10 protein-coding genes are annotated in these 13,592 nt (G+C 64.1%); 6 read left to right on the top strand and 4 right to left on the bottom strand.

The window, feature by feature from the left end; all coding sequences use genetic code 11:
- Nucleotides 1-14: 14 nt before the first annotated feature.
- Entirely contained in the window at nucleotides 15-848 is an 834-nt protein-coding gene (gene map / locus AC0CMF_RS00720) for a type I methionyl aminopeptidase (RefSeq protein WP_374629465.1), read from the top strand.
- 73 nt (nucleotides 849-921) lie between these two features.
- Nucleotides 922-1,659 carry a RadC family protein gene (gene radC, locus AC0CMF_RS00715; protein ID WP_050472708.1) on the top strand — a complete coding sequence of 246 codons (738 nt, stop codon included), beginning with the start codon at nucleotides 922-924 and terminating at the stop codon, nucleotides 1,657-1,659.
- Between the two features lie 6 nt (nucleotides 1,660-1,665).
- Here radC and AC0CMF_RS00710 read toward each other — a convergent pair whose 3' ends face one another.
- Nucleotides 1,666-2,538, bottom strand: coding sequence for a hypothetical protein (locus tag AC0CMF_RS00710; RefSeq protein WP_374629430.1), 873 nt, complete (start codon nucleotides 2,536-2,538; stop codon nucleotides 1,666-1,668).
- A 376-nt stretch (nucleotides 2,539-2,914) separates the two neighbouring features.
- Between AC0CMF_RS00710 and AC0CMF_RS00705 the strand changes: the two genes are divergently transcribed.
- On the top strand, nucleotides 2,915-5,116 hold the full coding sequence (locus AC0CMF_RS00705) for a putative bifunctional diguanylate cyclase/phosphodiesterase (RefSeq protein ID WP_472481303.1): 2,202 nt from the start codon (nucleotides 2,915-2,917) through the stop codon (nucleotides 5,114-5,116).
- A gap of 79 nt (nucleotides 5,117-5,195) precedes the next feature.
- Here AC0CMF_RS00705 and cueR read toward each other — a convergent pair whose 3' ends face one another.
- Genes cueR through ppdK form a run of 3 tightly spaced genes read right to left on the bottom strand, consistent with a single transcriptional unit; the run spans nucleotide 5,196 to nucleotide 9,228 of the window.
- Complete coding sequence (cueR, locus tag AC0CMF_RS00700) at nucleotides 5,196-5,597, bottom strand: Cu(I)-responsive transcriptional regulator (protein ID WP_050472705.1); 402 nt, start codon at nucleotides 5,595-5,597, stop codon at nucleotides 5,196-5,198.
- Between the two features lies 1 nt (nucleotide 5,598).
- Nucleotides 5,599-6,561 carry an ArgK/MeaB family GTPase gene (locus AC0CMF_RS00695; RefSeq protein ID WP_122520354.1) on the bottom strand — a complete coding sequence of 321 codons (963 nt, stop codon included), beginning with the start codon at nucleotides 6,559-6,561 and terminating at the stop codon, nucleotides 5,599-5,601.
- A gap of 3 nt (nucleotides 6,562-6,564) precedes the next feature.
- Nucleotides 6,565-9,228: a pyruvate, phosphate dikinase gene (ppdK, locus tag AC0CMF_RS00690; RefSeq protein WP_374629431.1), complete on the bottom strand. Its 2,664-nt coding sequence runs from the start codon at nucleotides 9,226-9,228 to the stop codon at nucleotides 6,565-6,567.
- 355 nt (nucleotides 9,229-9,583) lie between these two features.
- On the opposite strand from ppdK, the gene AC0CMF_RS00685 reads away from it, so the two are divergent.
- From AC0CMF_RS00685 to AC0CMF_RS00675, 3 genes are all read left to right on the top strand, one after another.
- The gene (locus tag AC0CMF_RS00685; protein ID WP_374629432.1) at nucleotides 9,584-11,377 is read left to right on the top strand and encodes a tetratricopeptide repeat protein; all 1,794 of its coding nucleotides are present in this window, start codon (nucleotides 9,584-9,586) and stop codon (nucleotides 11,375-11,377) included.
- A 7-nt stretch (nucleotides 11,378-11,384) separates the two neighbouring features.
- Nucleotides 11,385-12,296 (top strand): 4-(cytidine 5'-diphospho)-2-C-methyl-D-erythritol kinase, encoded by a 912-nt coding sequence (locus AC0CMF_RS00680; RefSeq protein ID WP_374629433.1) that lies wholly within the window; start codon nucleotides 11,385-11,387, stop codon nucleotides 12,294-12,296.
- Nucleotides 12,297-12,506: 210 nt separating this feature from the next.
- Entirely contained in the window at nucleotides 12,507-13,592 is a 1,086-nt protein-coding gene (locus AC0CMF_RS00675) for an ABC transporter substrate-binding protein (protein WP_374629435.1), read from the top strand.

Below are 13,592 nucleotides of genomic sequence, written 5' to 3'. Positions count from 1 at the left end.
TCAGAACGGAACCTATGGTCACCTATATCGACGCAGCCACCGCCCCGCTCAAGAACACCGGCCAGGTGCGGCTCTATTCGCCGGAAGATTTCAAGGCCATGCACAAGGCCGGCCAGGTGACGGCCGAATGCCTCGACGGCCTTGCAGATCTGGTGAAGCCCGGCGTGACCACGCAGGAGCTGGATGATTTCGTCTACCGCTTCGGCCGCGACAAGGGCGTGCTGCCGGCAACGCTCTATTACCGGGGCTACACCAAGGCGAGCTGCACCTCGATCAACCATGTGGTCTGCCACGGCATCCCCAATGACAAGCCGCTGCGCGAGGGTGATATCGTCAACATCGACGTGACCTTCGTCGTCGATGGCTGGTATGGCGACAGCAGCCGCATGTATCCGGTGGGCGAGCTGAAGCGCTCGGCCGAGCGGCTGATCGAGGTGACCTACGAGTCGCTGCTGCTGGGCATCGAGGCTGCCCGCCCCGGCAACACCACGGGCGATATCGGCTATGCCATCCAGACCTTCGTGGAAAAAGAGCGCTGCTCCGTGGTGCGCGATTTCTGCGGCCATGGCGTCGGCCGTCTGTTCCATGACACGCCCAACATCCTGCACTATGGCCGCAAGGGCGAAGGCATCGAACTGAAGCCGGGCATGATCTTCACCATCGAGCCGATGGTGAACCTCGGCAAGCCGCAGGTGAAGGTGCTGAGCGACGGCTGGACCGCCGTCACCCGCGACCGCTCGCTCTCGGCCCAGTTCGAGCATGCAATCGGCATCACCGACACGGGCTGCGAGATCTTCACGCTCTCGCCCAGGGGCCTGCACCGGCCCGGCTTCGACAAGCCCGCCTGAGCAGGATAGACTGACCGGAGCAGCCACACCTCCCGCATACCCCTCTTCAGCTCTTCTGACCACGGAACGCGGCATGCCGAAGGACGACACGGGCGACAAGACGGATGAGGCGCAGGGCGGCTTTTCGGAGCGCGCGCCCGCACCGCATTATACCGGCCACCGGGAGCGGCTGCGCGACCGGTTCCGCCAGCACGGGGCGGATGGCTTTGCCGATTACGAGCTGCTGGAACTGTGCCTGTTTCTCGCCATTCCGCGCGGCGACACCAAGCCGCTGGCGAAAGCCCTGCTGCAGCGTTTCGGCTCCTTCACCAATGTGCTGGCAGCCTCACCGGCCCGCATTCAGGAGGTCAAGGGCGCCGGGGAGAAGGTGGCCGATGCGCTGAAACTGCTGCAGGCCTGTGCCACCCGCTACGCAAGGGGCGAGATCGTCGACCGCGAGCCCCTGTCCTCCTGGTCCAAGGTCGTTACCTATGTACGCGCCGCCAGCGGCCATGCGGACCGGGAAGAGTTCCGCATCCTGTTCCTCGACAAGAAGAACGGCCTCATCGCCGACGAGGTGCAGCAGCGCGGCACGGTGGACCATACGCCGGTCTATCCGCGCGAGGTGATCCGCCGGGCGCTGGAGCTTTCGGCCACGGCCATCATTCTGGTCCACAATCACCCGAGCGGTGATCCGACGCCGTCGCGCGCCGATATCCAGATGACGAAGCAGATCATCGACATCGCCAAGCCTCTGGGCATCGAGGTGCATGACCACATCATCGTGGCGCGCGGCGCGGAAATCAGCTTCCGGGGCCTGCAGCTGATCTGAGGGCTGTCACATTGAGGCTGGACCGGCTCCACGTTCATGCGCCCGGTGCGCGGCTTCGCACAACCAGCCCCAGAACATCAGATACCAGTCGCGCACGCCGGTGAGGAAGGCAGGCGAGAGCTGCAGCTCCCCCTGATCGCGGCGCTGCACCAGCCACCCGGCGGCCTCCGCCTTGTTGATGACATTGCGCACATGGGAATGGGAGATGCCCAGCTGTGCGGCGGCCTGCCGTGCGGCGAAGGGCAGCCAGAGTGCCCGCTCCGGCGCGCCGTAATGGGCCTTCAGCAGGATCAGCGCCAGCCGGTCGCCGCAGTCGAACCGGTCGAACCAGGGCCAGGCACCTTCCCCCGCCAGCGATTCCCGGGTCAGGCGCACCATGTCATGGGTCTCGGCCACAAGGCGCAGGCCATAGACGGGATCGGTCTGCAGACGCTGATGAAGGTCCGGCCCCGGCAGCGGCAGCCCGGCCACTTCGGCACAGGCCAGATGGTGGGACAGCCAGGTCTTGAGACCGTCCAGCATCAGCTCCGTCGGCTCCAGCCGCTTTTCGCGCCGGTTGCCGGAGGCCTCAACCGCCCGCACATAACCGGCCAGCTTCAGCAGGCCAATGAAGCTCGCCAGCGTGCGGCTGCGGCCCATCTGCTGCTGCAGGACGGACAGCGTGGCGGCCTCCCCCTCCCCAAGCTGCGCCCGGCAATGAAGGATCGCCAGCAAGCCCGCCGCATGGGACTGCAGGCTCTTGCCGAAGATCTTGTTGATCAGCCGCTCGCCCATGTGCATGGGCAGGATGTTGTCCGCGCAGCGCAAGATTGCGGCCGCATAGGCATCTTCATCCATCTGCTGCGGCCAGCCGCCGCGTGTTCGCGCAATCTGATCCATGCGATCTCCCGTTTCAGCGGCACAATACCAGTTCCAGCTTCCCGAAAAAGGTCCCGAATGCATCTGCGGCGGCCCGGCCGTGCCTGAGACTGTCTGAATCTTCAAATGCTTAGACGTCGAACATGACGTTACGTAATCATTGCTTCACGCCGGTATAACAAAACAGCCGGGGAACCTCTCCAACAGGCCCATTCTTCAATGCAGCATTACAATTTGTCTCTTCATGAACTGACCTTAACCAAGTCCATCCGCCATTCTTTAAGTCTTTTCCCGGAGACTAAATTTCAGAAGCCGGGGACGGGTCAACATGGATCAGGGAATAGGGACGCAGGGAGGAAAGATAGCAAACACAATCATCATTCCGGTGATTGGCGTGATGCTGCTTGCCGTCGTGTTTGTTTTCGCAATTCTCATCTGGTCTTCGGCCCTGACCGATACTGCCGCAGAGGACAGCGAGCGCAACCTGATCGAAGGATCGCTGGCGCTGCAGCTGGACCAGCTGAGCAACCAGCAGGAAGCCGCCGCGGTCTGGGACGATGCCTATTTCCGGGCAAAGCGCGGCTCGGAAGAAGCCGCCTGGCTGCTGCACCGGGTTGCGATTTCGCTGTCTCAAATGCACGGCCACACCAGGACAGCCATCCTGGACCGCAATCTGTCAGCCATTGTCGCCTATGATGACGATGGTGCAGCCAACTGGCTTGACGAGACGCTGCTCAACGCCCTTAGCGGACCGGTGGCCCGGGTCAGGGCCAGCTACATTGCAAGCTTCAAAAAGACGCCCTCCGGCACCTACAGGTTTCAGCCGGACTACCGGGCCAATCACCGGACCATCTTCGAAAACGGTGTTGTCCTGGCGGGCGGGCGGCCGCATTACTTCAGTGTGACGGCAATCTCTCCGCAGACGCACAACATCGGCGCAGATCGGGATGCGCCGGCCGTGCTGCTGAGTTTCGTCGCCATGACCCCTTCGGTGCTCGGCCGTCTCTCCGGAATGGCAGGTATTGCCGGGATTGAAGCAGGGCCGGTCCAACAGAGCCGCAGCGATGTGGCCTCAATCCTCGTCATGGATCCGTCCGGCCAGCCGGTGACGCGCCTCAACTGGCGCTCGTCCCGTCCCGGTTCGCTGATGCTCATGCGCATCCTGCCTGTGCTTGTTCTGCTCGTGCTGGCCATCGCCGCCATGACCGCCCTTCTGCTGAACTATGCAAGGCAATCGACCCGCAAGCTCGCCAACAGCGAGGCCCGCGCCATCTACGCCGCCCAACATGACAGCCTGTCCGGTCTGCCGAACCGTGACTACTTCAGCCGCATGCTGGTGGAGGCTCTTGCGGACTATCAGGACGAGCGCAGCGCCAAGGGGCTGACGGCTGTCATCTACATCGATCTGGATCACTTCAAGGACATCAATGACACGCTGGGCCATGCGGCAGGCGATGAAGTCATCAAGGCGGTGACGGCGCGCCTGCGCACCATCGTGCCGCCCACGGGCATGCTGGCGCGCATCTCGGGCGATGAATTCGCCATGATCCTGTCGGGCTGCCGCTCGCGCTCCCTCATCGAATATCAGCTCAGCCACATCCAGGACGAGCTGAGCCGCCCGCTGTGGGTTGCCGGTAGCGAGCTCTACGTCAGCCTGTCCATGGGCGCAGCCATTGCCCCGCAGGACGGCACCACCGCAGGAGAACTGCTGCGCAAGGCGGACATCGCACTCTACGATGCCAAGGCCAATGGCCGCCGCCGCTGGTCCTTCTTCGATCCCGCCATGGAAGAGCATGTCCACACCCGCGACAAGATCGCCCGCGACCTGCGCCGTGCCATCGACAATGACCTGCTTTCGGTCGCCTATCAGCCGCAGCTGGACAGCCGCACCGGCCGCGTTGCCGCTGTGGAAACGCTGGTGCGGTGGACCCAGCCGGACCATGGGCCGATCAGCCCGGCCATCTTCGTGCCCATTGCCGAAGAGACGGGCCTGATCAACGACCTGGGGCTTTGGGTGCTGCGCCGTGCCTGCCGGGATGCCCATAACTGGCCGGACATCACCGTTTCGGTCAATATTTCACCGACCCAGTTCCGCCATCCGCGCTTCATCGATCAGGTGATCGAGACCCTCTCCGCCTTTGACGTTGCGCCCTCGCGCCTTGAAATCGAGGTGACGGAGTCCGTCTTCGCCGGCAAGGACGACACCGTTCTGACGGCCATGAAGCGGCTGAAGGAACTGGGCCTCAAGATCGCGCTGGATGACTTCGGCTCGGGCTATTCCAGCCTCAGCTACCTGCGCCGCTTCCCCTTCGACATTCTGAAGATCGACCGGGACTCCATCTCCCCGGTGGATGAGAGCCCGCAGGCGCAGGCGATCGTGCGCACCATCATCGATCTGGGCGCGGCCCTCGGCATGACCGTGGTGGCCGAAGGCATCGAAACCGCACCGCAGGTGCAGTTCCTCACCAGCGCCGGCTGCGAGCGCATGCAGGGCTATTACATCGGCCGCCCTGCCCCGGTCGAAACCGTCTCCGCCCTCATCCAGAGCATCAGCCTTGACCCGATGATCCTGCGCCCGGCCAACCGCCTCGCCGGGTAAGACCGTGCGGCGCTTGAGCCTTTTCAAGGCGTGATGCGTCAGCCATCGAAAGCCTTGGATAACAGCATCCGCTGTCAGTTCAGTGTCCTGACAGCCCGTCAATGATGGCGCAGTCTGGACAGCTGTCGCCCCGGCAGGCCTCGACCATCGCGGTGAGATCGTCGCGCAGATCCATGAGCTGACGGATCTTGGTTTCCAGTTCCGCCAGATGCGCCTCGGCCACAGCCTTCACACGGGCGCTGCTCCGGTGCGGGTTCTGGCGCAGCTCCAGCAGGCTGCGGCAATCCTCGATGGAAAATCCCAGGCTGCGGGCGCGCTTGAGAAACTGCAGCCGCTCCACATCCGCCGGCGAATAGGCACGGTAGCCGTTGTCCTGCCGCAGCGGGCGCACCAGCCCGATGTCCTCGTAATAGCGCAGTGTCTTGGCCGGAAATCCCGTCAGTTCCGAGACTTCGCCAATGCTGCTGCCGGCCTCTGTCATGTCAGGTCTCCGTTGCAGCCTCGTCCGGCACCACCTTGACCACCAGACGGCGGTCCGCCAGCCGCATGGCCGCGAAGGGGCCACCCGCCGCGCGGATCAGCGCCGCCGGGGCGAGAAGATGGCTTCCGGCCTGACCATAGCGGGTCTTCAGATAGTCCGCCACCCAGGCCTCCTGACGCTGGGCAAAGCGCCGCGCCGCAAGCCCGCCAGCCTCCAGAAACACCCGGTGCGCTTCAATCGCCTCGTGCAGTGCCTCAAGGCCGCTGCCGTCCTGCGCACTCACCGGCAGCACCGGCACCTGCCAGCCCTCGCGCTCCCGGTCGCTCAGGGACAGGGCGCCCTTCACATCCGCCACGGCACGGGCCGCATAGGCGCCCATGTCGGCTTTGGTCACCACGATGATGTCGGGCAGTTCCATGACGCCGGCCTTCATGAACTGCAGGCTGTCGCCGGAGCCCGGCTGGATGCACAGAACGAGCGTATCGACCGCGATCGCCACATCCGCTTCCGACTGGCCGATGCCGACGGATTCCACGATCACCGCCTCACGCGCCGCCCGCATCACGGCAATGGCCGCCAGCGCATGATCCGAAAGCCCGCCCAGCCGGTCCCGCGCTGCCATGGAGCGGATGAAGATGCCCGCATCCTCAGGGTCTGCCGTCAGCCGTGTCCGGTCGCCCAGCAGCGCCCCGCCCGAGCGGCGGGAAGAAGGGTCCACGGCAATGACACCGGTGGTCTTGCCCGCGCCCCGCAGCGCCTTCAGCAGGCTGTTGGTGAGCGTCGATTTGCCCGCACCCGGCGGGCCGGTGAGGCCCAGCACATGGCCCGAGCCCTCCCGGCAGGCCGCATCCAGAAAGGCATCCACCTCCGCCAGCCCGTGACCGGTCTCGATCCGGGTCAGCGCCCGGGCAAGGGCGAGCTTGCCCCCGGCCCTGAGCGCTGCGATGGCCTCACTGCCCGCCATGCCTCATGTCCGGCGCAGATAGGACTGCGCCGCCGCAAGCCGGGCAATGGGCACGCGGAAGGGCGAGCAGGACACATAGTCGAGGCCGACGCTTTCGCAGAAGGCAATCGAGGCCGGGTCACCGCCGTGCTCGCCGCAAATGCCGAGCTTGATGTCCGGCCGCACCGCCCTGCCCCGTTCGGCTGCGATGGAGATCAGCTCGCCGACGCCGTCCCTGTCAATGGAAACGAACGGATCCTGCTCGATGATGCCCTTGAGCTGATAGGTGCCGAGGAACGACGCCGCATCATCACGGGAAATGCCGAAGGTGGTCTGCGTCAGGTCATTGGTGCCGAAGGAGAAAAACTCCGCCGTGGCGGCAATGTCGCCGGCGCGCAGGGCAGCGCGCGGCAGTTCCACCATGGTGCCGACCTGATAGGACACGGCAACGCCGGTTTCCTTCGCCACGGCCTCCGCCATGGCGTCGATGCGCCCGCGCACGAGGTCCAGCTCCGCCTTCAGGCCCACGAGCGGCACCATGATCTCCGGCACCACCGGTGCGCCGGTCTGCCTGCCTGCCTCGACAGCTGCCTCGAAGATGGCGCGGGCCTGCATCTCAGCGATCTCCGGATAGGAGACCAGCAGACGGCAGCCGCGATGGCCCAGCATTGGGTTGAACTCTTCGAGGTCCAGCGCCCGTTCGCGCAGCTTCTCCGCGTCAATGCCCATGGCAGCGGCGACTTCCGCAATCTCTTCATCGGACTTAGGCAGGAACTCGTGCAGCGGCGGATCCAGCAGGCGGATCGTCACCGGCAGCCCATGCATGATCTCGAACAGCTGCACGAAGTCATCCCGCTGCATCGGCAGCAGTTTGCCCAGCGCCGCGCGGCGGCCCTCCTCCGTGGAGGCAAGGATCATCTCGCGCACGGCAATGATCCGGTCGCCGTCGAAGAACATGTGTTCGGTGCGGCAAAGGCCGATGCCTTCGGCGCCGAACTGCCGTGCGGCGCGAGCATCCGCCGGCGTTTCGGCATTGGTGCGCACCTTCATGCGCCGCACCTCGTCGGCCCAGCCCATCAGCGTGGCGAAATCACCGGACAGCGCGGGCTGCAGCATCGCCACCTCGCCCACCAGAACCTGGCCGGTTGATCCGTCGATGGTGATCACATCGCCCTTGGCAAGCGACCGCCCGCCCGCCGTGAGGGTGCCATTGCGGTAATCGATGCGGAGCGCACCGGCGCCGGAGACGCAGGGCTTGCCCATGCCGCGCGCTACCACCGCCGCGTGGCTTGTCATGCCGCCCCGGCTGGTCAGAATGCCTTCCGCCGCATGCATGCCGTGGATGTCTTCCGGGCTGGTCTCAACGCGCACCAGAATGACCTTGCGGCCGGCAGCCTTGGCCTCTTCGGCCTCTTCCGAGGTAAAGACAATGGCCCCGCTGGCCGCCCCCGGGGATGCCGGAAGACCGGTAACGAGGATGTCGCGCTTTGCCGCCGGATCGATCGCCGGATGCAGCAGCTGGTCCAGCGCCTGCGGCTCGACCCGCAGCACCGCTTCCTCGCGGCTCAGCAGCCCTTCGTTCGCCATGTCGACGGCAATCTTCAGCGCCGCCTTGGCCGTGCGCTTGCCCGAACGGGTCTGCAGCATCCACAGCTTGCCGCGCTCGATGGTGAATTCCAGATCCTGCATGTCCCGGTAATGGGCTTCCAGCCGGTCGCAGATGGTCTGGAATTCGGCAAAGGCCTCGGGCATCAGCACCTCCAGGGAGGGCCGTTCGGACCCTGCCTCAAGCCTTGCCTTCTCGGTGATGTCCTGGGGCGTGCGGATGCCGGCCACCACGTCCTCACCCTGCGCATTGACGAGGAACTCGCCATAAAGCGCCTTCTCGCCCGTGGACGGATTGCGGGTGAAGGCAACGCCCGTGGCGGAGGTTTCACCCATGTTGCCGAAGACCATGGCCTGCACATTCACCGCCGTTCCCCAGTCGGCCGGAATGTCATGCAGGCGGCGGTAGGTCTGGGCGCGGGCCGTCATCCAGGACTCGAACACAGCCCCGATCGCCCCCCACAGCTGATCCATCGGATCCTGCGGGAACGGCCGCTCCAGCTCGTCTTCCACCAGCGCCTTGTAGCGCTCGACAATGCTGATCAGTTCTTCGGTAGACAGATCCGTATCCAGCGAGTGCCCGGCCTCATCCTTCACCTCATCGAGGATTTCCTCGAAGGCGTGGTGATCAAGGCCCATCACCACATCGCCATACATCTGGATGAAGCGGCGGTAGCTGTCATAGGCAAAGCGGCGGTCACCTGCGGCCCGCCCGATGGCTTCGACCGTCACATCGTTGAGACCGAGGTTGAGCACCGTGTCCATCATGCCGGGCATGGACACTCTTGCACCGGAGCGGACGGACACCAGCAGCGGGTTCTGCGCATCGCCGAAGCGGCGGCCGGTCAGTTCCCCGGCTGCGGCAAGGGCCAGCTCCACCTGCTGCGCCAGATCGTCCGGATAGGTCTTGCCCTTGTCGTAATACCAGGTGCAGACCTCTGTGGTGATGGTAAAGCCAGGCGGCACGGGAAGGCCCAGATTGCTCATTTCGGCAAGATTGGCCCCCTTGCCGCCGAGCAGGGTCTTCAGACCCGCATTTCCTTCCGCAGTTCCATTGCCGAAGCCATACACCCACTTGGTCATGCTGCATCTCCCGTTACGCGTCCCGCCACCGGGCTGCCTCCTCCGGCGGAAAGCTGAACGCTGACCTCGCGCCCGTTATTCCTGCAATGCCGGACCGGAGCGCACAAGGCTTTTTTGCACCGCAACGCAAAGCACCAGTTGAACAGGGCTTGGCAATTGGCCGAAGGTCGAATGCGGCAAGACGTCTGACAATCATCAGGCTGGCATCGCGAAGCTTTGTGATAAATGTGATCAGGTGATACCACCAAAGGCGGGGCTCCGGCTTGCCCCGGCGCCACAAAGCCGCCATCGTATCATGAAGATGTGGGTTCACATGGAATCACGATGGCGCATACCATCGGTCCTGAGAGGTAAGATGACGACGTTGACCGACGTTCCAGCGCAGAAGCGCAAGATTTCCGCGGGCCGCTGCAGCCGCCTGCTGCTTGGCGTGGCGCTTCTGATGGTCCCGGTGCAGGTGCAGGCCTCTTCTGGCGAGCCGGTAGCAACACAGCCGCAATATGGCACCCCTCAGGATCTTCCCGTCACCCAGGCAGGCAGCTATCTGGCAGCGCGCCTTGCCGCCCGCTGGAACGATTTTCCCTCGGCTGCCGCCTTTTTTGAAGAGGCGCTCGGCACCGATCCGGAAAACGGCCTCCTGGTGGAACGCGCTTTCATGCTGCGCATGGCCAGTGGCGACTTTGAGGATGCACGCATTCTTGCCGAGGACATGCAGGCCCTGAAGATCCGCAACTTCATGGCAAGCCTCCTGAAAAGCCTTGATCTGGCGCGCGACGGCAGCTTCCGCGAAGCCTCCCAGACGCTGGAAAGCGATGGCGGCGGTCCGCTTGCAGATCTCACCGTCGGTGTTTCCAAGGCCTGGTTCGACCTTGGAGCGGGCGACCTGAAAAAGGCGCTTGCAGGTCTTGATGCGCTGAAGGGCCCTGACTGGTTCAATGTGTTCAAGCACAACCATGCCGCCCTGATGGCCCAGCAGGCCGGGCGGATGGACATCGCCCTGACGCGGATCAAGCAAGCCTATGAGGCGGACCGCGGAGCGCTGAAAGTTGCCGATACCTATGCCATTCTGCTTGCCTCTGCCGGCAAGAAGAAAGAAGCCCTCGCGGTCCTCAACCAGTATGATCAGCTGATCCCAAGCCACCCCATCCTCTCCGCCACCCGCACGCGGATCGAGAAGGGGGAGACGTTTGGCCCGGTTGTCGCGGACCCGCTGACGGGAATAGCTGAACTTCTGAGCGGCCTCGGCTCGGCCATCGGCAATGACGGCGCAGAAGAACTGGGCGCTGCCCTGCTCAACCTGTCGCTGGATCTCAACGGAGATGGCGATTTTGCAGCTCTCGCCCTTGGCGGGCTGTATAACCGGCTGAATGCGCCGGACCGGGCCATCACCGCCCTGGAGCGTGTGCCGGAGAGTTCACCGCTGAAGCGGGACGCGGAGATCCAGATCGGCCTCAACTTCAACGCCCTCGACAAGGTAGATGAGTCCCGCCAGCATCTGCAGGCCCTCATCGACAAGGACCCGGCCGATCTTGAGGCGATCATTGCGCTTGGCAATGTGCTGCGCTCCCGCGAGATGTTTGCAGAGGCCGAGGTGGTCTACACCAAAGGCATCGACACGGTGGACAAGCCTCAGCCGGAGCATTGGGGCCTTTATTACAACCGCGGCATTTGCCGCGAGCGGCTGAAGAAGTGGAACGAGGCGGAGGTCGATCTGCGCACGGCGCTGGAGCTGTACCCGGACCAGCCGCAGGTGCTCAATTATCTGGGTTATTCGCTCGTTGATCAGGGCATGAAGCTCGATGAAGCGATGCAGATGATCCAGACGGCCGTCCGCCTGCGCCCCAGCGACGGCTATATCGTCGACAGCCTGGGCTGGGCCTATTACAGGCTCGGCCGCTACGAGGAAGCCACGCGGGAACTGGAGCGTGCGGTCCAGCTGCGCCCGGCCGATCCGGTGATCAACGACCATCTGGGCGATGCCTACTGGAAGGTGGGGCGCCGTCTGGAGGCCCGGTTCCAGTGGAACCATGCCCGCGACCTCAACCCCACGCCGGAAGATCTTGTGAAGATCCTCGACAAGATCGAAAACGGCCTGCCCGACACGCCTGCGGCCGTCGAAGCCAGCGCCCCGCCGAAGAACGGCGGCTGATCCGGCCATGAGGGGGAACGGAGCATCATCCGGCGCGGACACCGCGCCGGTTTTTTCCTGCCTTGCCAGAGCCAAGGTCAATCTGGCCCTGCACATTACGGGGCGGCGGGAAGACGGCTATCACCTGCTGGACAGCTTCACCATCTTCGCTGAAACGGGCGACCAGCTGAGCCTCCGGACCGCGGCAAGCTCCTCCTTCACCGTCTCCGGCCCCTTTGCCGCCGCGCTGGAAGGCGGCGGCCCGGCGGACAGCAATCTCGTATTGCGCGCCATCGCCGCGCTGCAGAACGCGTCCGGCCAGTCTCTGCCACCCTTTGCCGTGCATCTGGAAAAGAATCTGCCGGTCGCCTCCGGCATCGGTGGCGGGTCGGCGGATGCGGCAGCGGCTCTGAGATTGGCCCAGGAGGCCACCGGCCTTGCGGTGCCTTCGGATGCGCTGCAATCCATCGCGCTGGACCTCGGGGCGGACGTGCCTGTCTGCCTTACCGGGCGGCCCGCCCGCATGTCCGGCATCGGCGAAACCCTTGCTCCGCTGCCCCCCCTGCCCCGCTGCGGCCTGGTGCTGGTCAATCCGGGCGTATCGGTCAGCACGCCTGCCGTGTTCCGCGCGCTTCAACGCCGCGACAATCCGCCCCTGCCCGCACTGCCTGAGGAATTCTCCAGCCGCGAAGATCTCATCCGCTGGCTGGACGGCACCCGCAACGACATGCAGGCCGCAGCCATCACCCTGTCACCGGTCATTGCCGATGTGCTGGCCGCGCTGGAAGCTCACCCGATGGCGGAGTTCTGCCGCATGTCCGGCTCCGGCGCCACCTGCTTTGCCCTCTGCGCGCCGGAGGCAGCGGGCGCACTGGCAGATGACCTGCGCCAGCGGCACCCCGGCTGGTGGATTGCAGCCAGCGAAGTGAGCGCCGGATAAGGGTCCCGCCAGCGGACAACGGGTAAGCCATTCCCGCATTCTTTGCGCCCGGAACAATCGTGACACTGGGCATGCAGCCGGCGTCATGCGATCGACCCCGGCCATCGCATGACGTTTGGGCATCCTAATTTATGACAGGGATATTAAAAATCTTGACATTTATATTCATATTTAGGATGTGATCCCTGAGAAAACTTTCAGGGGATCTTCATGTTTTCCAGATGGAACAAGCTGCCGGTCGCACTCGCGCTCGTTCTGGCCCAGCCGGTCAGCTCGATGGCGGATCAGATCACGATCACCGACCACGAAAACCGTGAGGTTGTGCTGGCAAAACCTGCCGAAAGGATCGCATCCATCCCGATCCCGATGGCATCGACGATCATCGCCATGGATGGCGGAACCTCGAAGCTGGTCGGGATGAACCCGACCGCAAAGTCGGCGATCGTCGAGGGTGTGCTCGGCAGGATATTCCCCGAAGCCAAGGACATCCCCTCCGGCATCACTGCGCCGAACTTCATTCCGAACGTCGAGGAACTGGCGGCCACCAATCCCGATCTGGTCATCCAGTGGGCAGACCGTGGCCCGGATCTGGTCGATCCGATCGTCAATGCCGGACTGACCGCGCTTCTGATCTCCTACGGAACCGAGGAAAAGACCAAGCAGTATCAGGCCATGGTGGCAACCGCGATGGGCAAGCCCGAACGGGCGGAGCTGATCAACGGCTGGCGCGATCAGGTGGCCGCCGAAATGGCAGCAAAGTCGAAGGACATCCCGGACGGGAACCGGCCGAAAGTGCTCTATCTCGGCCGTGCGCTCGAAACGCTGACCGCTTCCGGCGACAAGGGCAACTACAACGCCTTCTATATCAATCTGACCGGCGCGGCCTCGGCATCGGCCAATCTCGAAGGCCAGGGCACGACGATCAGCCCGGAGCAGATTGCCGAGTGGAACCCCGATGTCATTCTCCTGAACAGCTTCGAGGCCAGGCTCGGCGTCGACCGGGTCTATGAGGATCCGATCCTGTCGCTGACAAAAGCCGCTCAGGAAAAGCGCGTCTACAAGATGCCGCTTGGCGGCTACCGCTGGGATCCGCCAAACCAGGAAAGCCCGCTGACCTGGATGTGGCTCGGCAATCTGATGCATCCGGACATCTTCCAGTATGACCTGCGCAGCGAAATGAAGAAGGCTTACAGGACGCTCTACGGCTACGATCTGACCGAAGAGGACATCGATGGCATCCTGTGGATCGGCATGCAGGGCGATGCTGCCGGTTACGCCCAGTTCAGGGCGAAGTAA

The organism is Pannonibacter sp. CBAS1226 (genome assembly GCF_055685825.1).
Note: the sequence above shows the minus strand (reverse complement) of the source record. Positions and strands in the feature narration are given on the sequence as shown.